Source organism: Vibrio chagasii (assembly GCF_002954585.1).
GTDB lineage: Bacteria > Pseudomonadota > Gammaproteobacteria > Enterobacterales > Vibrionaceae > Vibrio > Vibrio chagasii_A.
The window spans coordinates 1,072,117-1,097,879 of sequence record NZ_MSCI01000001.1; the positions used below are offsets into that span (position 1 = coordinate 1,072,117).

Here is a 25,763-nt window from a genome sequence, read left to right on the forward strand (position 1 = left end):
AAGTTTTAATCCAAGCCAAGTTGGCAACCATACCCACGTGAAACTAAGGAATAGTTATGTCGCAAATTACACAAGATATCGAAATGATAGAAGTTGCAAAAAGCGCTGCAGGTGCTTCATGGGATGCAATCGATGCTGAATCTGCTGCTCGTATGCGAGCTCAAAACAAATTCAAAACAGGTCTAGATATCGCACAATACACGGCAGATATCATGCGTGCGGATATGGAGGCTTACGATAAAGACAGCTCTCAATACACTCAGTCTCTAGGTTGCTGGCACGGTTTTATCGGCCAACAAAAGCTGATTTCTATTAAGAAGCACTTTGATGGTAAAACAGATCGCCGCTACCTATACCTTTCTGGTTGGATGGTTGCAGCACTTCGTTCAGAGTTCGGTCCACTACCAGACCAATCAATGCACGAGAAAACATCAGTTGCAGCGCTAGTTGAAGAGCTATACACCTTCCTTCGTCAAGCAGATGCACGTGAACTAGGTGGTCTATTCCGTGAACTAGATGCAGCTCGTGAAGCAGGTGATGTTGACCTACAAGATCGCATCCAAGACCAAATCGACAACCACGTAACACACGTAGTGCCAATCATCGCAGATATCGATGCTGGTTTCGGTAACGCAGAAGCAACTTACCTAATGGCTAAGCAGATGATTGAAGCTGGTGCTTGTTGTCTACAAATCGAGAACCAAGTTGCCGATGAGAAGCAATGTGGTCACCAAGACGGCAAAGTAACCGTACCTCACGCTGATTTCCACGCGAAACTTCGTGCACTTCGTTACGCTTTCCTTGAGCTAGGCATCGACAATGGCATCATCGTTGCTCGTACCGACTCACAAGGTGCTGGTCTAACAAAAGAAATCGCAGTAGTGAAAGAGCCTGGCGACCAAGGTGACATCTACAACTCTTACCTAGATGTTGAAGAGATCGATGTAGCTGACATGAAACAAGGCGACGTTTGCTTCAACCGTGAAGGCAAGCTGGTACGTCCTAAGCGTCTACCATCTGGCTTATACCAATTCCGTCAAGGTACTGGTGAAGACCGTTGTGTATTCGACTGTATTGAAGCAATCAACGCGGGTGCTGACCTGCTTTGGATTGAAACAGAGAAGCCTCACATCGGCCAAATCAAAGAGATGATGGATGGCGTTCGTGAAGTACACCCTAATGCAAAACTAGTATACAACAACTCGCCATCGTTCAACTGGACGCTAAACTTCCGCCAACAAGCATACGATGCGATGGTTGAAGCTGGTGAAGACGTTTCTGCATACGACCGTGCGAATTTAATGAGTGCTGAATACGACGAAACTGAGCTGTCTAAGCGTGCTGATGACAAGATCCGTACGTTCCAAGCAGATGCTTCTCGTGAAGCGGGTATCTTCCACCACTTGATTACTCTGCCGACTTACCACACGGCTGCGCTGTCTACTGACAACCTTGCAAAAGAGTACTTCGGTGACCAAGGCATGTTGGGCTACGTTGCTAACGTTCAACGTAAAGAAATCCGTCAAGGTATCGCATGTGTTAAACACCAAAACATGTCTGGTTCAGATATGGGTGATGATCACAAAGAGTACTTTGCAGGAGAGAATGCGCTGAAAGCTGCGGGTGAGTTGAATACTTCACACCAATTTGACTAATCGCTAGCACTTTTGATTAGCCACTAAAACTAAAGCCTCCCCCGCCCTTCTCTCTTACTTCGGTAAGATCCGGGGGAAGGCTTTGAGATAAGGCTTGTACTGCCGGCTTTATCTCAAAGTCTCAGATTTGTGCCCTAACCTACGGCCAAGTGAGCAACTTCAGTTTAAGCTAACTGTATTCATGTTTTATGAGATTCCTGTTTGTTGAAATTTCTTTTGATTGAGAGCGCCTATGACTTCAATACCTAAACACCTACAAGATGCAAAAACACTGCTAACAGAGAATGGTTTCGCAACAGGTGATACTTGGTATCACGGAACCTCTTCAGCATTAATCGCTTCCATTAAAGGCCAAGGGCTAAGACGCTCGGGCGATAAAGCACTCAACCAAGCCGCCGTAAAAACCATGGCAACCATCGGCAATAACTACACCGAATCTGTAGAGCCGGTCTTCCTAACTCAGAGTAAAGAGCTTGCGTACTACTGGGCACAACAAACGGTGAGAGAGCGCAGCGTTCGTTTCGAAGGTGAGGAGCAACCTGTTGTCTTAGAGGTGAATTTATCTGAAAAGCAACGCGCTAAAGTAAGACCAGACGTTGGTGCAATGAGCTTGCTGATGATGAGTGTTGGCGAACAGTTCATGGCGCACCTCGCTAAGGTTTACCAAGAGAACGACATTGCAGGCCCAGATATCGATCTTCGTACTGCAGACCGCATGGAGTACCTGAACAAACTGGGCATGGCGTACATCGATGAAGACATCAGCCGAGCTTGCGTTGTGGAGTTATCCGAAAGCAAAGTATCAGAACCTGAATTATCTGAGGCGTAATAAACCGTTACGAGCTCGAGATAAAGCGCTAACCAGAATTAAAATGGCTCCCAGTCGGGAGCCATTTTTGTGTGAGATATTATGTTCGATATCTCATTGAGGCTATTGGCACAAGCGCCCTTGCTGCGCGGCCTGAACCATTTCGATATCGCCTTGTAGAGAGCGGTATACAATCGTATTCCACACTTCACCATTATCCATTTCAAACTCAATCGCATAATTCAAACCAGCCACAACTTGAGTTCGAACGCTCAAAATCTGTTTAAGCTTTGCAGACGTGTTCATTTGACTAAGCACAGCGTCTAACGCTTGCTCAGCTTGTGGTGTGACTTCACTTTTCGACCAACCACCTGTTAGGTTTTTAGTACTACAGATCGGATTCGTATTCTCTTGTGATTGGTTCATCACTTCACCATTCTGACTGCATCCAGCCAGAGCAACCACGCCAACTAAAGTCGCTACTCCAAGTAGTGATGTTAATCGTGCTTTCTTCATAAATCCTCACTAAATAAATCATTCAGTTTTAACAAGTGACCACACCGTTATCTCAGTGTTTCATATGCTTACAAGCTTAAACTGCTAATGTCATCACTTCATCAGAGATTATGGTGTAACTACTCTATAAACACAGAAAACTGTCAGAAAACAAAGCCGAGTATTCATGCTCGGCTTGTTATTTCACCTATTCGAGATTTGTGCCTTAATGAAAATAGACCAACATCTCGACATCATCACCTTGCTGTCCTGCACTTAACAAGAAATGTAAGTACCCTTCTTCAGTCACTGGTATTTGTAGATACTCATTGCTGCCACGATAATCCGACGCATAGTCATGCTGCCCAGCGGTTGGCCAATATGCACGGCTCGCAAACAGATCAACATTGCCTTGTTCTGTTGAACCACTGTTTTGATCGGTTAACCATACGCGAACCTCTCGCACTCCCTCTGGAACATAAACAGCAGCGTAACGTTGTTGATGAACCGTAAACAGGTGAGTGTTACCAGATTCTAATACCACAGGCGTTAGGTCATCTTGCTCTGGAGTTGGTGGAACGGATGGCTCTGTTTCCAACGATGCAAGTAGCTTCACCCCGTTGAATTCAGTTCGTCCCGTAACACTCATGTAGTAACGACCGGGCTTAATATATCCCGTTGCCTCTGACTCAAATGTCACCATCTCATTGCTGCCACTGCCATATTGACTGAACTCAAAATCATAGTAATGCGCAGTGCGGTTATAGCTCATGTAGAGATCTGCATCCCCCTGAGCTTGCCCTACAATTGATACCTCAAAATGAGTGGTGCTCTCAGGTACGTCGATGTAGAACAGTTGCTCAGTGTACGCTTTACCGCTCAACACCACATCTTGGTTAACGACAAGAGCCTTAATTTGATCGCTTGGTTCTGTCGGCTCAGTTGGTTCTCCGGGTTCTGGTTTTGGCTCGCCCGCTACTGTATCTAACCAACGCTTAAACTCACCCTCGTACTGCTGGCCAAACACTTTAACCTGCTTTGCCCAGTCAGCGAACTGACCAGAGCGAGACAGTGCCAGTAAGCCTTGCACTTCGTTGGGGTGCTCCTCTAGCATAAAACGTGTCGCTAAATATCCCCATCGGTAAATACGATTAGAATCATGAGAGTAAGTGGTCGCGAACACATCCGATAGGCGCATCTTGCCACTATTAATCAAGCGAATTGCAGCATCGTAGCCTTGCTTATAGTGCATGTATTCAGCGAAGCCTTCTAACCACCACACTACATAACCATGAGCCAAGTTATCATCAAATGAACCATGTAGATTGAAGCGTGCATCTAGGTAATGCGTATATTCATGTTCAAAATTCAGAATAGATAGCTCATCACCATCGTCGAATCGGTAAGCCACGAAGCGCGCTACATTCTCCAAGTCAGCCGGATTACCCTCTAAGTACTGACCACCGTTAGCTGTCGTATTACCAAACAGGAATGAAGAGTAGTCAACGTAGCTACCTTTGCTACCAAATACCGCGATCTCAACATTATTATTGTTGTCATTAGCCACCGGTTGGTGCCCAGTATTAGCCACTTGATGGAAATCTGCCTCTTTTGCCGCCAATACATCACATGCCTTTGCAGCTTGTAACTCGGTTAAATTTTGAGAGCGCAGAATAGCAGGGCCTTGGCACTCGTAGCGGTTAGGTAAGATACGTCGAGCAACGTCGCGTTTCGCTTGTTCAAGATCGAGCCCGTTCAAACCCTCTGGTGCAAAGTATCCCAGCATTTCTACCGCCGCTAGCCACAGTTTGTCTTGCTCACTACCCAATGGATTTTGCGCCATCACATCTTGCATCACTTGTAACGCTTTATCTTTGGTCGCTTTATCTGGGCTTGCTAGCAATCTCCCAGTCTCGCGAACTGCGTTGTAAACCAGAAAACTTGCATCTGTATCCAAAGCCCATCGATTGTCGCGAGCAAATTTCGCTAGTGTCTCTATGTGTTGAGTGTTGTTTGCTAGGTAATCGTAGAAGTCATCCCGAGCGGCATGCCCGGCCATCGCTCTGAATAGATTATTAAGCCCATCGACCCAGTGTGTGTCTAACGCCGTTTCACGGTTGAAGTGGCTAAGTGCCGCAAGTTGTGCATCCATAGTGAGTGGAAGTTGCTTCACGTTGTCGACCATTAATGTCAGGCTCTTCAGCGCACCAACTTGTTCTCTCCCTTGGTTTAGCGAATTCGGATTAGCAAGGAATGCATTAGTTGAGTGTGCAAAGCGCTCGCTTAATTCCTCAGAAAATTCCTCCGCCTGCGCGTTATAACGAACGTAATAAGCTGCACGAACAAATTCACCCAAGTTTTCAAGTTTGCGTGCTTGGTCAGCTTCGCCTTGGTAACGGGCTATCTCTAAGTTCAGTAAATGACTAACTTGGGTCAGGCTGTTTTCACTGTAGATATTGGTTAACGAACTTTTTGATGCAGAGAACCAAGAGCTATAACAACTGTTGTCGGCTAATGAAACCGCATGAGCAAGATCTGGTGACAGCTGAAGTTCAGGCACCTCACATTGGCTTTGAGCAAAAGAGAAAGTAGATGCACTAGAAAGTAAGCAAGCGAGCGCCAAGCGAGGACGTGGAAATAAACGAGTATGAAGCATAATTGTATTTATTGATTGTATGGTTAACTCGTCGTTATATTCCCCATAATTATAAAGGTGAATTTAGTTACGTATTAATTATGAGATTGCTTCAAAAAATAGATATTTGGTATCAGTTTATAAAACCAAAGGTTTATGCTCGCGGGCTGCATGTTAAGTTAGAATTGTAAATACCACCTAAGTTATTGAGAAAAAACTAATTTAGCACTATATAAACTAGAGAAAGTTCGGTTGTTAAGAAAATACGCAAGTAGTAGACTTGCGCTCGATTACGCAACTTGTTTTCATTTCATAGACACAAGCAACGTTATTTATACACAACGAAAATAACGTTAGTTCAAGGCTTACATAATATAAGTGTCAGAAAATAAGTGCAGATCGAATAAAAATAATTATATAAACCTAGGCTAGGCTCACACCATGAAATTACTGTCATCTTTAGACTCGCTGTTGGCCAGCGATGAGTCTATCGAAATAAAGCAACATACATTGATAGATCTCATAATCAATACTTATCAGCCACAACAACGTACAACTCTTTTTCAAACCGTTACTGACTATCGACGAAACCTCCTGGAATCTTTGTTCCCGGAGCATCAAAACAAAAGCTTGTCAGTGTTGTTTGAGTTGATGGACTATCGCGATCTCATTCAGCGATATCCAAGCACTTTGTCCTCTGAATTGGTTTTGCTAGAGAAGGCCGCAAGCCAATGTTATATGTCATGGTTAGACTTTTGGTGCGAATGCGAGATTGCCGTAATAAAGGCAAGATCACCACTGAGCGCTCCTCCCAACTCACGTATCGAGTTACCTATTAAAGATTCCGCGTATTATGGCGCGATCATTGAGCACATCGAGTCAGATTCACTCATGGTGCAAACACCGTGTCATCCACAAGCCATGCCCATCAATGATGCAATTGCTTTAAGTAATCTAGAGATCTTCATAAAAGGTGAAAAATGGTATGAAATGCTGCCTTTATTACACCTTTCGCAATCTGGTAAACACTTTATCTTACTCAAGCACCCAGTAGATGAAGCGTTTCCAACACTAGTATCCTCGGCACTTCTGCAAGACTGGTCAACCAAGGACACTTGGTTAAGCTATGCGCCTCCCTTCAGTAATGAACACTGGCAATACTCTATGCCACTTCGCAGCTATGATGAACTGACAAGATTGAAACTCTTTACACCGCCAGATCTATCGCAATGCAATTCTATTGTGCAGTTTGATCATCACTTCCAGTTACAGATATCCGATACATTGGTGCTTTGTGAAATACTTCGTCTAACCGTCAACGGGAATACCACACAAAAGCTCTTCTTCCTCTATCTTGCACAAAAAGAAATGATTAATCTTTTATACCAAGCCAACTATAAAATAGGCTTCACCATAATTGATCAACCATTGATACTCGACTTTTACAAAGCAATCGGCCCCCAAGCTTACTTTCATTTAGGCGTATGTGATTTAAATGGAAATGGCACGAAGACCTATCGCGGGCTGTGGAATATTAAACTCATGTTAAGAGCGTTTGAGCAAGTTAACTTTCGTGACTACCGACGTATGCTTCGTGAAAACAAAAACAGTACGTGGTAGTCAACAATGAACGTTTTTGATTTTAACTTAGAAACCATCTCCTATGCGAAAGCAATTATCCTTCTTGCAACTTTAGCAATTGTTGTAATGTGGCTATTTTACTATTGCATTCGCTTGCGACAAAAAAATGAAAGTATTTGGCGATCACATCATGCATCTTATATTGCTTATTCCTGCTGTATAATCGCATGGATAGGATGTAATGCATATTTCCATACTGACTTACTTGTGTTTTTGGGGATGGATACAGCGATCTTCATGGCTAAGTTTGCAAACATTGCCTCTTCTTTGGCTTTTGCTTTTGCTTTTTACTTCTCATGTCAACTACACGCAGAGCAGAGAAAAGACAACGTTTACTTTTGGCAACGTCTCACCTTCAGCCTACTGGTTACATATTCATTATGTGTAAACTTACAACAAGATCAGACAGTTAAGTACGTGGAAGTACTAGGACCAAGTCAGTTCAGTATAGAGTTTGGGCCACACACCTCATACTTTTTCAACGCTATGCTTTGCTCTATGCTACTCACTTTATTCAACCTACTAGCTATGAGGGTCAATAGTAATCGCTTAACACTCACAAAAACTAGCTACATGATCTCTGGGATAATGGTCTACATGCTATCCACTCTGGCGATACAAGTCGGAATGACTTACTTCCTCAAAGACTTTTCGCTAACTTGGCTACCTCCCGCACTATCCATTAGCGAGATGATGTTTGTTGGCTATGCTCTGCTGACTTCACGTTTTTACAGCGTGAAATACCTTGCTTACCTTGGTCTTAATACACTTTTGGTGTGCATGATTTTAGCAGTTCCATTCGGCGCGATATTCATCCCCCAGACTGACGATAACCAATGGTTAATCGCAATCCCAATCTGTGCGATGATCGGTATCATCTGGCAATTGATCTACAAACGTGTCAGTCGCTATGCGTCTTTCTTCGTTTATGGAAAAAAGAAAACTCCAGTACAACAAATCCTCGATTTAGAAGAAGATTTTAAGCTATCGATTGACGATGCAATGCGCCGTTTGGGTCAACTATTGCAAATCCCTGAAGACAAGCTTCGTCTTGTTAACAGCAGCTACAACGAAACCTTCTACGAAGACTACCTTTCAACAAACGAGTCAGTGCTAGTGTTCGACGAGTTATCTCAAAAGCTGGATTACAAAGCACCCTCCAAACTTTCGCTCAAAGCGCTGTATGACAAGATGAGTTTGAACAATACCGCCTTGGTAATGCCGCTATTTGGGCAAGGGAAGTCTGTTACACATTTACTGGTCTCGTCGCACAAAAGCAACGATCAAATGTTCTCCAATGAAGAGATCTCAGCCCTACAGACCTTACTGGCCCGCGTTCAAAGTACCATAGAAGCCGATAGACGAGTCCGCCAAAGCCGAGCACTCGCCAACTCCATAGCTCATGAGATGCGTAACCCACTTGCTCAAGTGCAACTTCACTTCGAGGTCTTGAAACAGCATATCGAAAACCAAGCCCCAGAAAAGCAGGTCCAACTTGACATTAAAAATGGACAAGCGGCCGTTCAGCGCGGGCGACAACTAATTGATATTATATTACGAGAGGTTAGCGACAGCTCACTTGAGCACGGGCCTGTCACAATGACTTCAATCCACAAAGCAATAGATCAAGCAGTCAGCCACTACGGGTTTGAAAACGAGAAGATCATCGAGCGAATTCGCTTGCCTCAACACACTGATTTTGTCGCAAATTTAAACGAAACTTTATTCAATTTTGTAATTTTCAATCTTATCCGAAACGCAATTTACTATTTTGATTCGTACCCAGATAGCCAAATCGAAATCAGTACCCAAGTCGGTTCTTACGAAAATATCCTCACTTTCAGAGATACAGGGCCAGGTATTGATGAAGCGATTAGACACAAGATCTTCGACGACTTCTTTTCTTACCAGAAAAGCGGTGGTAGCGGCTTGGGGTTAGGCTACTGTCAACGAGTAATGCGTTCATTTGGCGGCAGAGTTGAGTGTCAATCCGAGCGCGGTAAATTTACTGAGTTCCATCTTTATTTCCCTGTGGTACCCAATGCACCAAAAGCGGACACCTTACGGACACCTTACTTTAACGACTGGCAGCAAAGCCAGCCCCATGTCGAAAAAGCCAATGAAGCCGTCTTGCAGCCCCAAAAAATCAGAACTGAAGAAAAAAAATCCGATGCAATAGCGACACAAGTTACTACGAATAGCATAGCCCCAACCGTGCTCATCGTTGACGATAAAGAGGTGCAACGCACCCTAGTTCAAATGTATCTAAGCAGACTGGGCGTAAACAGCCTACAAGCAAAAAATGGGGAAAATGCCATCGAACTGTTTAGAAAAAATCACGTCGATTTGATATTAATGGATGTACAAATGCCAGTCATGAATGGTTTTGAAGCAAGTCAGATCATCAAAGCACGCTCACCTAACACACCTATCATCGCCCTTTCTGGTGAGTCAGGCCAGCGTGAGTTAGAGACGATCGAACAGTTAATGGATGCCCGCCTAGAGAAGCCAACCTCACTAGACGCACTGCAGGTTGTGCTCGACGAATGGCTGTACAAAAACACCGTAAAAGAGGCTTCCAAAGAAGCGGAAAGTGAATAGTTGGTTACCAATTGTTGGTGGCTGATAAGCGCATCAATAGTTAATCAAAAATCCCCTCAGGAGTTTATTTTGAGGGGATTTTTTGTGGGCACAAATTAAGTGGTCAAATTGTCAACTCAATCAGTTATCTAACTCGAACTTGGTTAAGCGACCGGTACTTCATACGTTTTTCGCTGGCACATGTACATAATAATAATTGCAACGCAGCTAATCAGAGACAATGACCAGCAGCTCAAAACCATCACCTCGTGAGTTGCTGGAACGAGGGATAAACAAAACGTAAAACCAAATGCTCCAATCATCTGAAGAGCACCGTAGATAGCACCAACCTGCCCCTTGTGATTTGGAAACAAATACAATGCCGAAACGCCTGCTATTGCGAGTAAAAATGCGGAACCAAAAGCCATCACCGCAAACCCAAATAACATTATTGAATAGCTATGCAGCAAAAGGCTTAATGTTATGACAACGCTACCCAAAACCTGAATCAGACCACCATAGACTAAAGTCATATTTTCGCTGATACGATGTTTCAGAAACTGGTTCCAAATTAATCTGGATACTACGCTACTCACTATCAAAACCATTGACCCAACGCCATAATCCGCGGCCGTCAAATCAAACTGATTCTGAGCAACAAAAGAACCTGTTACTTGGAAAAGTAATAGACAACTTGTCCCGCTAAACATCATTGCCAAATAACACAGAAACGTGACGTTCGATGTTATGAAAGCATAGTCTTTTAGTATCTGTTTTGGCTTAATGGCATCTCGATTCTTGTGACTGATCGTTTCACGTTTCATGACTGCAATAATCAATAGCGTTGCAGTCGATAAACATACCATGAAGACAAAATTACCTTGCCAACCAAAATGCTGAGTGAGATATCCCCCAAAAATGAGCGTTAGACCAGGTAGGCTCATAAATAGAATCCCATACCAAGCAAGTATCCCCATGAGTTCCGACTTGCTGAATGCGTCTTGAAGGATAGTGCGGCAAAGTAGATAAAGGCCACCAACACCTAAGCCTTGGATTACCCTGCCCAGCAATAGAACATTTATGCTGTCAGCCATAAGAGATGTCATCGAACCAATAACAAAAATCACAGATGAAAGAACTGCGACGGGCTTTCGTCCATACCGCTCGGATAACGGTCCGCAAATTAGCTGACTGCATGCTAAAGCGATAAAAAACAGACTCAAAGTCTGCTGTACTAACGCCTCTGATGTGCGCAGTTCACTTTGTATATCTGGAAAGCTTGGCGTATACATACTCGACGCAAAAAAATAGCTCGATGCCATTAAGATGCTGATAAATATAATAGTTATTTTAGACACTCGATTTCCCATGAACGTTAAGAACAGAGCATCATATTAAAAAGATCCTCAAACTAAGTTTTTGGGTGAAGCGCCACGATGTTTACAATTTACGCCAAGTTTAATTCTGGGGTGCTTTTTTCTGATGTTCTTTAAATGCAGTAGAGAAAGCAGATAGGCTTGAGTACTCAAGTTCGAATGCAATTTCAGTAGCACTAATCCCCTTTGCCATCATTTTCTCAGCACGCTCCATCACTACTTTTTGGCGAATCTCCCTGAAAGATGCTTTGAAACTAGCCAGAAAAAGTCGGTTTAAAGTACGTACAGAAGCCCCTGTTTGTTTAGACAAGTTTGAGATAGATAACTTAATACTCGGCTTATTTGATAGTGCATCAATTACCGGTAGCAGCCTTCTGTCCATACCTTCCTTTGCAATTAGCGGATTGTGGACTGCCTTACAGAGGGTGCATTGATCCATGAGAACCTGAATGTAATGAGGCTCAAGCTTTGGCTCCGGACCGCCATTTTCCCATAAGCTGAAAAGTTGAGTAACGATGGGAGAAATATCCAAGATACATATTTCGGATAGTTCAGGGATTGAACCTAGTGGTAGGCGAAGTAAGGAGACCTGTGACTGCTTTAAGGCATCGGCACGATGTGGTACGCCAGCTGGAATGTAAATTAAAGAGCCGGGCATAGAGAGCAAACTATCCTTGTCAGTAGAGATAATTTGACACCCTTGATGTATAAAAACTAAGTGCGAGTATTCATGGCTGTGAATCTCACTCGAATAATGAGATTCATAATGTTTAACCATCACCTGATGATCATCCAAATTAATTATCTCCCCCAGCCTTTCATTAAGATGCATCCAAGTATCACTCCTGTTGTGAATCGGCATTCCATTCATATTCTCAAGTCATCGTGAATCGAGTCTAGTTCTCTGACACTACCTCAGATAAACGCGGAATAATTTATATATTACGACAACTCTTATCGATGACACGACAATAGGTCGGAACAATGCAGGTCCCCTAGTCGCTATACTTCAAAAAGGAACATATAAGAGCCACGCCTGTTCAATTCTCTCTCAATAGGTCAGGCATCGATCATTTTTGAACAATTTCATGATTTAAAAGGAGAAAAGAGTTATACATAATAATGTGTTATTTAATCGACTAATTCATCATGACGCTCAAAGAAATCCTAAAAATTCCCAATGTTCGCTACTTCCTAATGTTTCGAAGCAGCTACTTTGCGCGTTTTTATTACCCAGTATTCACTCTACTCTACTTAGATTACGGCCTAACCCTTTCGCAATTTGCCATGCTTAACGTAGTGTGGGCGGCGACCATTGTGCTTGCTGAAGTCCCATCTGGCGCATTTGCTGACACCTTGGGTCGTAAGAAGCTAGTGGTACTCTCTTCCCTAGTGATGTTTGTTGAAATCGCCATGATTGCCTTAGTGCCGACCGAAAACCCAAACTTGGTGTTCATGGTCTTTTTAGTCAACCGGATACTCAGCGGGTTAGCCATGGCATTGGCAAGTGGTGCTGATGAGGCACTGGCGTATGACACTTTAAAAGAACAAGGCAATGAGGAGCTGTGGCCTCGTGTGTTACAGATTCAGCTTCGTATCGCCTCAAGCGTCGGCATCTTTGTCACCTTAATTGGTGCTGCCATGTACGATGTTAACTTCATGACGAACATTTTCCATGCTCTAGGGTTAAGCGCACCAGAAAGCACCAAAGACCTAATGCGTATTCCTGTATTCGCCACCTTATTAGTTGCACTACTCGCGATTTATGCTGCGGTAAATATGTGTGAAGAAAAGAAAGTAATACCAAATGGTCAAACGAAATTAGCCACAACTATGGCTAGCCTCAAGCTCACTGCTGACACAGGTAAGTGGGTACTCGCTACGCCCTACGTGCTTTTCATACTGCTCTACTACAGCCTGTTCGAACACACATCGCGCATGTTCCTCACTATGAACAGCCAATACTATCTTGCCATCGATATTCCAATTATTTACTTCGGTTTTATTGGCGCGGGAATCAGCCTATTAAAAATCATTTTAGCGGGTCAAAGCCGCAGACTGGCAGAAAGTATCGAGCCGAAAACCTTTATTACCGTCATGGGCTTAGCAAGTATCGCTACCTATCATTGGATCAGTTTGGGCTGGTCAATCTATGGGGTGATTCCTGCATTGGTACTGATCTTTATCATCATGACGATGAACATTTTCATAAGCTACCACTTAAACAAAAAAACCGAGTCGCATAACCGAGCCACGGTTCTTAGCTTCAAAGGTTTGATGTTTAACCTCGGATATGGGCTGATCGGTATTTTGTATGCTTACTACTACAAATTAGTTTCTAACAATTACACCGAGCAAGAGATTGAGCAAAACCTTGCGTTCTTGGCGTCGCTATCTTCGTTCTGCTATTACTTCACCTTTCTGTTCGTATTAATCAGCGGATGGTTCTACTTCAAAAACAAGAAGACACCAATCTTTTGAAATATAACGTAACAGCAACTTAAAAATGAGGTGATTCCCCTACCCATAAATAGGCTATATCACTTCTTATTATCTGTTTTTTTATTACTATAAATCAGACCATTACATCACTCTTGGAAGTTTTATGTCTTTTAGTTGGATTGCCTTTACCCTCCTTGCAGCCTTCAGCCAATCTTGGCGGAATGCCTTTCAAAGCAAATTAAGTGGCACCATGAGTGTCGCAGGTGTAACACTAGCAAGATTCATTTGGGCTGGTCCGGTCGCCCTCATTTACCTTTACACTTTATATCAATGGCAGCCAGTCTCCGCCCCTCATTTTTCCGGAGAGTTTGTTTTCTACATTGTTGCAGCCGCAATTATGCAGATCATCGCAACAGGCTTAATGGTAATGCTATTCAAACTCGAAAACTATGCCATTGGTGCGGGACTTGCTAAATGCGAAGCCCCTGTTTCAGCGGTGCTCTCAGTATTATTTTTTGGTACAGCATTAACTGCTACTGGCTGGATAGGTGTTCTAATTGGTACTCTGGGAGTTCTAATCATGAGCTGCTCTTCTGGGTGGCGCAGCCTATCTCCAAAGGTCTTTTTTCTTGGTATGGCTTGCAGTACCGCCTTTGCTCTTACTTCTCTTTGGGTACGTGAGGCGAGCTTAAGTATTGGTCTTCCCTTCCCTCATCGCGCCGCTTGGGTTCTGTTTTTGGTGATCACTCTTCAAACACTTATAATCTGTACTTATCTCTTTCTTAAAGAACGTGAAACATTACGCCAAATATTCAAGAAGTCGAGATTAGTTCTGATGACAAGCCTAACAAGTGTGATTGGTTCTCTTGGCTGGTTTAGTGCGATGTCTCTTCAAGCCGTGCCATACGTGAAAACATTAGGCCAAGTCGAAGTGGTCTTTATGGTCTTGATTTCTTACTTCTGGCTAGGACAAAGTATTGCCCGCAAAGACATTATTGCGCTGATATTACTTTCAGTCGCTGCAATCTTGGTGATGTGGCAATAGAGGCTGTGTTGCAACAAAAAGCCATGTAGTAATAAACAGCAAGGTTCAAGCAACCAATTCAGTGGTTATCTCAAAACCTTTGCGCCTGCGGCAGCTACAGTCAATGCAATAAATACGACAAACTAAGCACAAGAGCCCGACATATAGTCTCAAAATCAGAAACATGAAAATGAGTTACTTGGTTGAGCAGCACCTGTCTGGCATTATGAAATAGCACTGATGGGAATAACTTTTTAGATCCCACCAGTGCATATCCTATTGCCAACACAGACGGCTTGTTAACGTGCTATCTAGAAAAAGAATGCGTCCACTTGACCCAACTTAAGTAATCGGCTCATGACAGATACCAAAAGAAACACCCGTATTAGCCAGTTCCGATTCGGTCAGCCGAAAGAATCTCTCAAGATCGAACATGTCACTTTAGGAGCACTAGATAAAGGTAAGGTTCGAGTACAGATTGAAGCGACCAACATTAACCCGAGTGATCTGTTGTCGATTCATGGTGTGGGGCAATATAAACACAGCCACCAGCCGCCCAGAGTTCCAGGATTTGAAGCAACTGGTACGATCTTAGAGTCTCAACATACTGATTTTACTGTGGGCCAGCAAGTGCTGGTGGCGACAAGTGGAACATGGCAAAGATACATCGATGTGTCACCTGACAACCTTTTCCACCTGCCTCAACATATGGATAACGGCTACGCATGTCAGTTATACATTAATGCGCTCACCGCGTGGGTACTGACGACAGAAGTGGCGAAGTTGACCAAAGAAGATGTGTTGATCATCAATGCCGGCAGTTCAGCGATTGGTAAGATTTTCTCCCAATTATCAAGGTCACTTGGATTTCCAATCATCGTCGTAACGTCACAACCCAAACGCGCTCTTACGACTTCGAAACATGTGTTGGATGCCAAAAATGACTTAGTTGCACAAATCCAAAAACTTGGCCTACCGCAACCAACGGTTGCCTTTGATGCGATTGGCGGCTCACCCGGAACCGAGCTTATTCACACGCTGGGCAAACAAGGGCGCTTTATCAACTATGGAACGCTCTCTCTGGATTTTTATGAACCACGTTTCTTCGAGTATGCTAAAAACCAAGCTATCGAGTTCAGCACATTTTTCTTACGTTATTGGGAAGAAGCTGAAGGTAAAAAAGTGCGCCGTGATCAATTCGAGTCCATGCTCGCTCACTTCATCAAGAACGAGATTCAACTCGATGTCGACCGTTGCTTTCCTTTAGAGCAAGTTCAGACCGCGATTGATCTTATCGAATCTAAAACCACACGATTGGATGGCAAGATCATCTTGCTGCCTGCTTAAGTTGAAGAGATTTAGGAATGCACTTTCAACCACCAGAGTGAGGGTCGAAAGTGCCAGTGTGAAAATAGTGGTTAGAGTTCCATAGGCTCTATGGTTAGTGAACTTTCCAGATTAAACCAACAAGCTACTTGCGCCAGACAAGGTACAAAACAAACAGCCCGCCCAGCGCCGCTGTTACAATCCCAACTGGAAGCTCTTGTGGTGCCAATATCGTCCTACTGACCACATCCCCAAACAGCAAAAGCACCGCACCCCAAAGTGCGATCAAAGGAATGGCTCGTTTATGGGTTACCCCAGAAAATGGTCGAACAAGATGAGGCACCATCAAACCAATAAAGCCAACTACTCCAGTCATTGCAACGATTGATGCAGTACAAAACGCACAGCAAAGAAAAACCTCACTTTGTAGGCGATGAACGTTGATGCCCAATGAGCTTGTCGTTTGCTCACTCACTAATAAGGTGTCGAGTTCGCGATAACGCTTAGCCACTAAGGCAATCAGACACAGCACACCCACCAGAGCAAAAATCAAATTATCCCAACGAGCAAGCCCTAGACCTCCCATCGTCCAGAATAAAATTGAGCTCGCCGCTCTTTGATCGCCGGAATAAATTAAAAAGCTGGTAATTGCACCAAATAGGAATGAAATCGCCAAACCACACAAGATCAGATTGTCGTTGCCCTTTTTCTTCTGCATCGAGAACAGCATCAAAACGGCTGTGGCTGAAACAATACCTCCTGAGAACGCCGCCAACGGCAATGACCAAATGCCCAAGGCATCACCCAGTTGAGTAATCACCAACACCGCACCAGCAGACGCACCTGATGACAAACCAAACAGAAATGGATCCGCCAAGTCATTACGTGTCGACGTCTGGAGTAAGGCTCCTACCATCGCCAGCCCCGCACCAGCAATAACAGCGAGTAACGCCCTAGGCAACCTAAGGTCGAACAGTATTCTGCTTGCCATATCAGGGCTTGGATCATTAAAAGAGATCAATCCAACCATCACCTCTTTAAAAGAAAGAGGGATAGAGCCAAATTGTAAGCTCATCATAAAGGCGAGCAGCATTGCGCCGATACCCATCAACCAAGCTGCTCGATATTTATCAAATAAAATCAAAAAACTACTACTCTTTTCGATAATAACCTTGCCAGCTATTCAGAAATAAACGCGGCTGCAAGTTTCTCAATAGCATCAATATTGGCTGGCCCAGGGGTTAGCTGCTCATAACGCAATTTGACATAGCGACCAGCAGTCACCGCATTGGTGTATTTCATTAACGGATGCGCTTCTAGAAAACGTTGCAACGAATCGGCACCACTTGCAGTTTGGTAGTCGAGAAGAATGATGACATCAGGGTTGGCGCTAGCCACATTTTCCCAAGAAGTTCGTGCCCAGCTGGCTTCCATATCACCTGTAATGTTTTGTCCACCGGCTGCTTCAATCATAGCATTAGGCATTCCGTACTTACCTGAAGTAAAAGGCTTGTCTTCACCGGAATCAAACAGAAAGACTTTTGGACTAGGTTTTCCAGACGCTTTTTGTTGTTCAGCGACTTTTGCAATCCTCTCTTTCCAACTGTTCACCAGAGCCTCAGCCTCTGACTGTTTATCGAAAATAACGCCTAGCTTTTCGATATCATCATAAAGTAGGTCCATGGTAGCGCCTTGCTTTTGTCTCTGAGTATGAATACAGCTTTCCGACAACACTAAGGTATCGATTCCATAAGGTTTCAGCGTTTGAGGCGTCACTTCTCCCCCTACTTTCATCCCGTAATTCCAGCCAGCAAAAAAGAAATCGGCATCCGAGGCAATCAATGTTTCTAATGACGGGTACTTAGGTGCAAGCTCTGGAATATCGCCTAAACGTTGTTTGAATGAACCAGACATCTTGTACCAGCCAGTAATGCCCGTCACACCCACCATATCCTCCTGAAGGCCAAGAGCAAATGCCATATCAGCCATGTTTATATCATGCACGACCGCACGCGAAGGGTGCTTATCAATCGTTAGTGGGCTCCCGCAATTATCTACCGTAACCGGGTATTGAGTGCTTGTAGCGTGGGCAATAGATAAAGGTAAAAGACACAAGAGGCTAGAAATTACAGGCCACTTCATTGGGCTGCTCCTATTAGAGATAAATTAGAGTGATTGGATGCAGCTTCAAAATGATGGATGGTGCTGCACATATTGGGGTGATTGAACGACAAAACGCGCAATCCAAAAACGGGAACCATATAGCGGTCTTGAATGACCGTATCTGGCGATGCAAATATGACCATTTTTTGGTCAGACATCAGAAGAACTTTATCGGCAAATGGAGCGACTAAGGGCAGATCATGCAGCACGACAACTGATGCAATGCCGCGTTGCTTAATAAGGCTCAGAAGTTCAAGACGAGCCAGAGGGTCAAGATGATTAGTGGGCTCGTCTAGCAACAAAAGCCTCGGCTCTTGTGCAAATGCTCGCGCAATACTTGCACGTTGTTGTTCACCACCCGATAACTCACCAAAGCTATGTTGGCTTTTATGTAATAGCCCAACATCTTCCATTGCCTGTTTGACTGCTCGCTTGTGCTCTTTCGCACTACAGCAAAAAGTATGCGGCGTACGGCCCAAGCCAACGTATTCAGAGACACTCAAACGGGGATCCACATGCTCATGTTGTGTAACCACCGCGACCTTTTTCGCTACCTGTTGCCTTGCTAGACTTTCAAGTTCGATACCAGACAACAACATCTCACCGGCAACGGCTTTGTATTCGCCTGTAATTCCTTTTAGTAAGCTAGACTTTCCACTTCCATTCGGCCCAATGATGGCAATACACTCCCCATCATTCACGTCAAATGTCACATCCGAGACCGCCCTCCAGTTTGCTAAACCATTGGCGCAGAGCCCCTTCACTGACAAAACAGGTTTATTCAATTTCCCCACCGAGTATCAAAAAACAAGATTTGGTTATGTTATAACATAACAATAAATTAAAAATATAGTTATTCGTAAATAATCTTAGAAGGTGCCAATCAACGCGAGAAACCCCAAGTACCCTAACCGAGCCTAGAGAATAACAACCTATTTAGGGGGGACTTATCCAGCGCCAACTGATCCATCCCTTCAAGAATCAAGTACAAGTTATTAATAATTCGATATAAATCGCTCTATATCCTCAAATTGTCGTCTACAGTTTGAGAGAGTCTATCGTGATAGTAATCACCAACAAATAACACCTTTGGTGATCGCTTTTTGATTACAAGGAGAGGAAATGGAAAGCCCAGTGGTCACACTGCAACAGGCCAGTAAGAGCTTTATTGATGGCAAAGAGAGCCATCAAGTGCTAGACAATATCGACTTCAACCTAGGAACTGGTGTCAGCGTTGCTTTGACTGGTTCAAGTGGCAGTGGCAAGAGTACTCTACTCAACTTAATTGCGGGCTTTGAACCTCTTTCCGAAGGCGAGTTATGGCTCGATGGTGAAAATACTTCAGCTTGGAAAGACCAACACTGGAGCAGTTTCCGCCATCAAAAGCTCGGCGTTATCTTTCAGCAGTTCAACCTGCTCACTCCACTCAATGTAAAACAAAACATCGCCTTTCCATTGCATTTAAACCAACAGAAATGGGGATCTTGGTGTGATTACTTAGTCGAAGCATTAAGTATCAGCGAACTACTTAATAGACACGTATCTGCCCTCTCTGGTGGTCAACAACAGCGGGTCGCTATCGCTCGAGCATTGGCTCACAAACCTAAACTTTTGCTTGCAGATGAGCCCACAGGAAATCTAGATCATAAAGCAGGGTTGGAGGTGATGAGATTACTAAGTGAGATCACAACACAAGGCAACACCGCTGTATTATTGGTAACGCACAGCCCTGAATGCGCCGATTTTATGCAGAGACAGCTGGTATTAGACAATGGAAAACTCAAGCATGTAGACCAAAAGCAAGCTAGTGAGATGACTCATGCCAAAGGCTAATTCTACTAATACGCCAGCTCGCTTAGCGATCACGCACACCAAACTGACGCTAAACCTATTCGCCGCGCATTATCGCCATTCTCCTTTGCAAGCTGCGGCGATCTTGATTGGTATTGTGTTGGCCGTCACTTTATTCGTCGCAGTACAAGCCATCAATTTGAATGCCAAACGCAGCTATGCAGAATCTACCGAGCAACTGAGCGCTCAGGCTCAGAACCTAATCATCCCACCAGCAGGACAAAACTACTTACCTGAATCGCTCTACTTCAAGCTAAGACAAAACGGACTCAGCGCGATACTACCTGTGATTGAAGGGCGTGTGAGAGAAGAGCAAGGACGTCGTTGGTCAATCCAAGGCAGCGAGCTCATCGCCGCTCTTACCTCAAGAGCTCGCTACTCCAAAGAGAACGAACAAAGCATATCTCTTTTTGATAATGCACTTCCCCTACCTCAGCTCTTAGCAGGCAAGCCCATTGTGATGGTGAGCCAGTCGCAACATCAAAGCTTAGACGAAGTGGACACGCTGATCCTCGATGACATCGTTACCCAAGTGGTCGTGCTGCCTGATGAGTGGCAACTGGGGAGTCGAATGCTGATGGACATAGGATTCGCTCAACAACTGCTAAACAAACAAGGTCAACTGAGCTATATCGCCGTTTTTAATGTCGAGAACCAAGTACAAGATAACTGGCAGAATCTCATCGCAGAACAAGGGCAATGGATCACCAATAATCAAAGTACCGACCTTGGATCCATTACCGACAGTTTTCACCTTAACTTAACTGCCATGAGCTTACTCGCGTTCTTGGTTGGTTTGTTCATCGCTTATAACGGCGTGAAATACAGCTTACTGAAACGTAATCGGCTGTTAGTACAAATTCAGCAAGCAGGCGTTTCACCAAGCATTGTGTTTTCTGCTTTGCTCATTGAACTTACCGTTCTTGTCACCCTAGGAGCTTCACTCGGTTTCATTTTGGGTATTCAATTAAGCCACTGGCTCCACCCCACCGTGGCGATCACGCTGGAACAACTTTACGGAGCAACACTTCTGCCTGGCACATGGCAGTGGTCTTGGTTAGTTCAGGCCTTATTACTCACCTTAGCCGCCACACTTGCTGCCTGCTGGCAGCACTTTAAACAACGCATTCACCAACCGATCTCCTCTCATGGTGGCTTTTATCAAGCGCCAGAGGCTTCAAACGAAAACCAACTGTTTATCATCGGAATAACACTCACGGGTATCGCATTAGCTGGCTTGTGGCTTAGCGAAAACCACCGTTTCACTATGGCGTGGCTTGGCGTATTAGTGGTATCTATTCCTTTGTATTTGCCTAAAACGCTCAGCGTATTAGCAAATTGGAGTGAACAGCGCACTCAGTCGGGGTTGATGCAGTACCTGTTTGCTGAATTGAGAGAGCTCATCTCTCCACTCTCCCTTGCCATGATGGCGCTGCTTCTTGCTGTAACGGCTAACATGGGAATGAATACCTTAGTAGGCAGCTTTGAAACCACCCTAAAGCAATGGTTAGAACAGCGGCTGCACGCCGACATTTACGTTAGTCCAGCTCAAGGTGAAATCGCTAATGTAGAGCGTGCGTTAGAACAGTTTGAGAACGTTGAAACCGTTTATAAGCAATATTATGTCGACGATAACCTACAAGGCTTGCCCACGTTACTCGGCACCAAAGACAAAGATACATTAGCGCAAACCATGGTGTTCCAATCGCAGCTTGATAACTTTTGGCAGCGCTTTTACCAAGGTGAACTGGTTGCGATAAGCGAACCTACGGCAGTGAAGCTTGGCTTGTCTTTGAACAGCGAACTTAAGCTCGACTCTATTCCAAGCAAATCACTCGTCGTCGGAGCGATTTTCCACGACTACGGCTCGCCCAATGGCGAGGTATTGCTTGCTCCTAACTTATGGTTTGAAAGCGGTTTTACTCACTTGCCGACTAGCCTAGGGATTAAAGTCTCTGGAAACCAACAACGAGTCTACGAACAGCTGCGCAAGCAGTTGAACTTGCACCCAAGTCAGCTCTACGACCAAGCACAGATCAAATCCCTCGCTTTGGATATCTTTTCACAAACGTTTGCCATCACACGCGCACTGAATGGCGTCACCTTGATGGTCGCTGTGATTGGCTTATTCTGTGCGTGTTTTATGCTGCTCGATGCTCGTAAGGCCGCTATCGCAAGGTTGTATGCGCTTGGCGTAAGCCGCAAAAAGCTGATTGCGATGGTTCTCGGGCAAATCGCTGTGCTTGTGACCTTTACTTTGGTTATCGCCATCCCGCTAGGTGCTATGGTGGGCTACGTACTAACCGACATCGTCACCCTACGCGCCTTCGGTTGGAGCTTAAATTACCAGTGGAATTGGAGCGATGCGCTTATCATTTCCCTCATCACAATTATTGTGGCAGTGATTGCAACACTCATTCCTCTATGGCGATTAGTCAGTAAGCCTGTGGTATCTAGTTTGCAAAGTGAGGTGTTGTAATGAACATTGGCTTGAAACCTAAGTTAATCAGACTATTTACTCTCTCACTTGGTCTGCTAGCTCTATGGGGTTGTGACAAGGCTGATCCGAATTCCGCTCAGAACATGGGAGCAATACTCGGCGGGAGCAGTGAGCAGCAGAGTAATCAATTCAGTCCCGTCATTAAAGGCGTTGATCTCAGCTTCCCTAAAGACCATCAAGCACACCCGAATTTTCGTCATGAATGGTGGTATCTAACCGCTAATCTCATCGATGAAGACGGGAATGCGCTAGGCGTACAATGGACACAGTTCCGTTTTGCCGCAGCTCCAGAAGACATCGCCGAACAAAACAAATCAACCGCATGGCAAAGCCAACAGATCTACATGGCTCACAGTGCCGTCACCACCGAAGAAAAACACTACGCCGATGAAAAATGGTCACGCGATCAAGCAGAACTGGCAGGAGTAAGCACATCACCATTTCGCGTCTATCTTGATGATTGGCAGTGGACATCTTCTACCAATGACTTATTCCCTGCCACATTGAATGCTAATTCAGAGCAGTTTGGCTACTCGTTAACACTGACTAACGACGCTCCCTACCAAAAACAAGGAGAGCAAGGCTACAGCACCAAAAGCAGTGACGGAAAAGTCGCCTCCTACTACTACAGCCAGCCATTCATCGATGTATCAGGCGACGTGACGATTGATGGCGTGACGCATGAAGTTTCAGGCAAAGGCTGGATTGACAGAGAGTGGAGCTCGCAGTTCTTACTCGACTCTCAACAAGGCTGGGATTGGTTTGCACTTAGGCTCAATGATGAAACCAGCCTAGTCGTGTTTCAACTGCGAAACTCGACGACAGGCAAAGCCAGTTATGCTCACGCAAGATTGATGCAGCAAGATGGCTCTGGTACTGCCATTTCGCAGCAAGACATTACTCTCACCGCCACCAAACAAACAGTAATCGATGGGCGCGATTATCCAACAGAGTGGCAAATATCAATTCCAACGAAAAACATAGAGCTGACTGTCTCAGCACTCAATCCCAAAGCAAAAATGCCCCTATCGGTTCCCTATTGGGAGGGTCCAATCTCAATTAAAGGAACACACTCAGGTACAGGGTATATGGAGTTGACGGGGTATTAGGTATGTCTGAGCAATCATAAAGCAATGACAATAAAAAGGCATGAATTAACCAGTCACCGATTCAAATCGCACGAGCTTGTCACAGCGTAAAGTCATGTTCACTACAACATCAAAAAATTAAGTACAACCAAGTCAATAAGTTAAATTCGCACCTAACAACGAAACCACTCATAGTGAGATACCGTTTTGTGAAGCGATCAAACATTGATGTACGTTTAATAAATACCAACAAGTATAAGCTTTAGATATATTACCAAGAGTAAAAACAACAAAAGCTAATAGCTTAATATTTGGCTACGCGGTTCCTTCTTTACAGGCAACACCACCACGATTTTCAGGGTCATCATCCAAATTAATTGACCCTGTATGTTAGAGAGTATCCGTCCAAGGAGGTCACAGCGCGCTCAAACATAGCTAGGTGGACCTGACATTATCAAACAACTCAAATATCCAATTCATATAAAGGGAAAAAGTGAAAAACAATAGTGACGGTGTAATTAAAGCGTATAAGCTAGCAAGCCCAGGGCGTCGTTATGTAGGGGAGCTCATCGATTCTTTGATTAGCGCTATCATATTCATGCTCTTTCTTTCGTTAGGTAATTCAATCGGCTTATCTCAAGATATAACAGGTTGGTCAGCGAGCTTGATAGCAGCTTCGTATTTCCTACTTTCTGATGGTTTGCCGAGAGGTCAAAGTCTTGGCAAGAAACTACTGGGAATTTCGGTTATAGATTCGGTTACAGGAGAAAATTGTAGTTTAAAACAATCACTCTTTCGTAATTTGCTATAACCATTGCTTGGCATTATCGACGCATTTTTTATTCTTGGTAAAAAGAGGCAAAGAATAGGTGACAAGTTGGCGAAAACGGTCGTCATCGTTCACTAGCTACAAACAGTGGCAGCTCGAGAGGATACTATGGAACAAGAAGAACAAGAGTTATATCACGCTGCCGTTGAGCTGATTAAAAAACGGTATCCGCGAGGCTGGGGCGGTGCTGCAGCTGTAAGAACGGAAACAGGCAAAATTTTAACTAGTATTGCTCCCGATACGAAAAATGATGCACTTTCTCTTTGTATGGAGGTCGGCGCCTTTCTGGAAGCGCATAAATTGAACGAAAAAGTCACGCACTCCCTGTGTATCTGTCGAGAAGACGAGAGTACTGAGTTTTTGGTGCTATCTCCTTGTGGAGTCTGCCAAGAAAGACTGGTTCATTGGGGAGGCGACGTTAAAGCAGCTATCTCAACAAAAGAGAATAAGCTGGTGTTCAAAACTATCCGTGAATTAATGCCACACCACTGGTCGTTAGTAAATGGAACCACTCTATAACAAAACGCTTATTACCAAGCCTCGAAGCCCCTAAGCACTCTATACAATGCTTCTAGGGATGATACGTAACATGATAACTGGTAATTTGAAATCTACGCTAGGGAGCTCTATTGGACATTTTAATTCAGCAAGAAATCGAACTTCATCAATATGAAGTTCGACAAAACAACAATGATATTAAGCGTTTAATACATCCCGATTTTTCTGAAGTCGGTCGCAGTGGCGATAGCTATGACTTTATGTCTATCGTCAAAATGATGAGAGCAGAGGAACCTTCCACCTCAAAAATTCACTCACAAAACTACGAATGCCTTTTACTAAGCCCTTCGGTACACTTACTAAAATATCAGACTGCTTTGGTAAGTGAACTTGGTGATGTGAGTAACTATGCCAAACGTTGCTCTATATGGGTTTTGACTGAGGCTGGTTGGCAGCTTAAATATCACCAAGGCACACCATGTTTACCTTTCGAGCTAACCAACTCCTAGTATGTGAACTCACATATTGGACGTTGTATTGAAGCTGAGCTAATGGACAAGCATATCTCGTCGGCTACCTTTGGCACTCCATTAATACAGAAGATAAATCTACCTTCATCTACGACTTCTACGTATTTAATTTGTACCGAGGTGCAAGCTATGGAAAACAAGCACTGAGCTCATTAGAACACCAGCTTAAGGCACATGGTCTTGAACAAATAAAGTTAAGAATCGCGTACCATAATGAAAGAGCACCGAAGCTCTACCAAGCAGTGGGCTTCTCTATTACTGGTTTTTACATGTCTAAGAAAATAGGAGCTGTTGAAGCCTAAACCCACACAACCGAGTAATG

The 25,763-nt window shown here is 44.2% G+C and carries 19 protein-coding genes and 2 pseudogenes; 14 read left to right on the forward strand and 7 right to left on the reverse strand.

Annotated elements, in window-relative coordinates:
* Positions 1–56 precede the first annotated feature (56 nt).
* Together BTO10_RS05145 and BTO10_RS05150 are read left to right on the forward strand one after the other, a co-directional pair.
* The gene (locus tag BTO10_RS05145) at positions 57–1,655 is read left to right on the forward strand and encodes an isocitrate lyase (protein ID WP_105023801.1); all 1,599 of its coding nucleotides are present in this window, start codon (positions 57–59) and stop codon (positions 1,653–1,655) included.
* A gap of 232 nt (positions 1,656–1,887) precedes the next feature.
* Complete coding sequence (locus BTO10_RS05150) at positions 1,888–2,484, forward strand: hypothetical protein (RefSeq protein ID WP_105023802.1); 597 nt, start codon at positions 1,888–1,890, stop codon at positions 2,482–2,484.
* A gap of 102 nt (positions 2,485–2,586) precedes the next feature.
* Here the strand turns inward: BTO10_RS05150 and BTO10_RS05155 are convergent, their stop codons facing one another.
* Both BTO10_RS05155 and BTO10_RS05160 read right to left on the reverse strand, forming a co-directional pair.
* The gene (locus tag BTO10_RS05155) at positions 2,587–2,979 is read right to left on the reverse strand and encodes a cystatin domain-containing protein (protein WP_105023803.1); all 393 of its coding nucleotides are present in this window, start codon (positions 2,977–2,979) and stop codon (positions 2,587–2,589) included.
* 205 nt (positions 2,980–3,184) lie between these two features.
* A complete protein-coding gene (locus BTO10_RS05160; RefSeq protein ID WP_105023804.1) occupies positions 3,185–5,614 on the reverse strand; it encodes a M9 family metallopeptidase in 2,430 nt (809 codons plus the stop codon).
* A 420-nt stretch (positions 5,615–6,034) separates the two neighbouring features.
* On the opposite strand from BTO10_RS05160, the gene BTO10_RS05165 reads away from it, so the two are divergent.
* Positions 6,035–7,213 carry an acyl-homoserine-lactone synthase gene (locus tag BTO10_RS05165; protein ID WP_105023805.1) on the forward strand — a complete coding sequence of 393 codons (1,179 nt, stop codon included), beginning with the start codon at positions 6,035–6,037 and terminating at the stop codon, positions 7,211–7,213.
* Between the two features lie 6 nt (positions 7,214–7,219).
* The gene (gene luxN, locus BTO10_RS05170) at positions 7,220–9,835 is read left to right on the forward strand and encodes a quorum-sensing autoinducer 1 sensor kinase/phosphatase LuxN (protein ID WP_105023806.1); all 2,616 of its coding nucleotides are present in this window, start codon (positions 7,220–7,222) and stop codon (positions 9,833–9,835) included.
* Positions 9,836–9,978: 143 nt separating this feature from the next.
* Here the strand turns inward: luxN and BTO10_RS05175 are convergent, their stop codons facing one another.
* Both BTO10_RS05175 and BTO10_RS05180 read right to left on the reverse strand, forming a co-directional pair.
* On the reverse strand, positions 9,979–11,172 hold the full coding sequence (locus BTO10_RS05175) for an MFS transporter (protein ID WP_105023807.1): 1,194 nt from the start codon (positions 11,170–11,172) through the stop codon (positions 9,979–9,981).
* A 100-nt stretch (positions 11,173–11,272) separates the two neighbouring features.
* Complete coding sequence (locus BTO10_RS05180; RefSeq protein WP_105023808.1) at positions 11,273–12,022, reverse strand: AraC family transcriptional regulator; 750 nt, start codon at positions 12,020–12,022, stop codon at positions 11,273–11,275.
* A 317-nt stretch (positions 12,023–12,339) separates the two neighbouring features.
* On the opposite strand from BTO10_RS05180, the gene BTO10_RS05185 reads away from it, so the two are divergent.
* The 3 genes from BTO10_RS05185 (at position 12,340) to BTO10_RS05195 (ending at position 16,003) form a co-directional block, all read left to right on the forward strand.
* Positions 12,340–13,671, forward strand: a complete 1,332-nt coding sequence (locus tag BTO10_RS05185) for an MFS transporter (RefSeq protein ID WP_105023809.1) — start codon at positions 12,340–12,342, stop codon at positions 13,669–13,671.
* Between the two features lie 124 nt (positions 13,672–13,795).
* Positions 13,796–14,677: a DMT family transporter gene (locus BTO10_RS05190; RefSeq protein WP_063525320.1), complete on the forward strand. Its 882-nt coding sequence runs from the start codon at positions 13,796–13,798 to the stop codon at positions 14,675–14,677.
* A gap of 336 nt (positions 14,678–15,013) precedes the next feature.
* Entirely contained in the window at positions 15,014–16,003 is a 990-nt protein-coding gene (locus tag BTO10_RS05195) for a zinc-dependent alcohol dehydrogenase family protein (protein ID WP_105023810.1), read from the forward strand.
* Positions 16,004–16,127: 124 nt separating this feature from the next.
* Here the strand turns inward: BTO10_RS05195 and BTO10_RS05200 are convergent, their stop codons facing one another.
* The 3 genes from BTO10_RS05200 to BTO10_RS05210 form a co-directional block, all read right to left on the reverse strand.
* The gene (locus BTO10_RS05200) at positions 16,128–17,075 is read right to left on the reverse strand and encodes a FecCD family ABC transporter permease (RefSeq protein WP_105024247.1); all 948 of its coding nucleotides are present in this window, start codon (positions 17,073–17,075) and stop codon (positions 16,128–16,130) included.
* Positions 17,076–17,161: 86 nt separating this feature from the next.
* Positions 17,162–18,124 (reverse strand): ABC transporter substrate-binding protein, encoded by a 963-nt coding sequence (locus tag BTO10_RS05205; RefSeq protein WP_105023811.1) that lies wholly within the window; start codon positions 18,122–18,124, stop codon positions 17,162–17,164.
* Positions 18,121–18,915 carry an ABC transporter ATP-binding protein gene (locus BTO10_RS05210; protein WP_105024248.1) on the reverse strand — a complete coding sequence of 265 codons (795 nt, stop codon included), beginning with the start codon at positions 18,913–18,915 and terminating at the stop codon, positions 18,121–18,123. Before BTO10_RS05210 ends, BTO10_RS05205 begins: the two co-directional genes overlap by 4 nt.
* A 352-nt stretch (positions 18,916–19,267) precedes the next feature.
* Between BTO10_RS05210 and BTO10_RS05215 the strand changes: the two genes are divergently transcribed.
* The 7 genes and pseudogenes from BTO10_RS05215 to BTO10_RS05245 all read left to right on the forward strand — a co-directional run.
* Positions 19,268–19,978: an ABC transporter ATP-binding protein gene (locus tag BTO10_RS05215; protein WP_105023812.1), complete on the forward strand. Its 711-nt coding sequence runs from the start codon at positions 19,268–19,270 to the stop codon at positions 19,976–19,978.
* A complete protein-coding gene (locus BTO10_RS05220) occupies positions 19,965–22,475 on the forward strand; it encodes an ABC transporter permease (protein WP_105023813.1) in 2,511 nt (836 codons plus the stop codon). Before BTO10_RS05215 ends, BTO10_RS05220 begins: the two co-directional genes overlap by 14 nt.
* Positions 22,475–23,605 carry a lipocalin-like domain-containing protein gene (locus BTO10_RS05225; RefSeq protein ID WP_105023814.1) on the forward strand — a complete coding sequence of 377 codons (1,131 nt, stop codon included), beginning with the start codon at positions 22,475–22,477 and terminating at the stop codon, positions 23,603–23,605. Before BTO10_RS05220 ends, BTO10_RS05225 begins: the two co-directional genes overlap by 1 nt.
* 472 nt (positions 23,606–24,077) lie before the next feature.
* Positions 24,078–24,491: pseudogene (locus tag BTO10_RS05230) on the forward strand (RDD family protein).
* A gap of 30 nt (positions 24,492–24,521) precedes the next feature.
* Complete coding sequence (locus BTO10_RS05235; protein ID WP_105023815.1) at positions 24,522–24,932, forward strand: cytidine deaminase; 411 nt, start codon at positions 24,522–24,524, stop codon at positions 24,930–24,932.
* A 110-nt stretch (positions 24,933–25,042) separates the two neighbouring features.
* Positions 25,043–25,420 carry a nuclear transport factor 2 family protein gene (locus BTO10_RS05240; RefSeq protein WP_105023816.1) on the forward strand — a complete coding sequence of 126 codons (378 nt, stop codon included), beginning with the start codon at positions 25,043–25,045 and terminating at the stop codon, positions 25,418–25,420.
* Positions 25,421–25,476: 56 nt separating this feature from the next.
* Positions 25,477–25,743: pseudogene (locus BTO10_RS05245) on the forward strand (GNAT family N-acetyltransferase); the annotation flags it as partial.
* Positions 25,744–25,763: the final 20 nt, after the last annotated feature.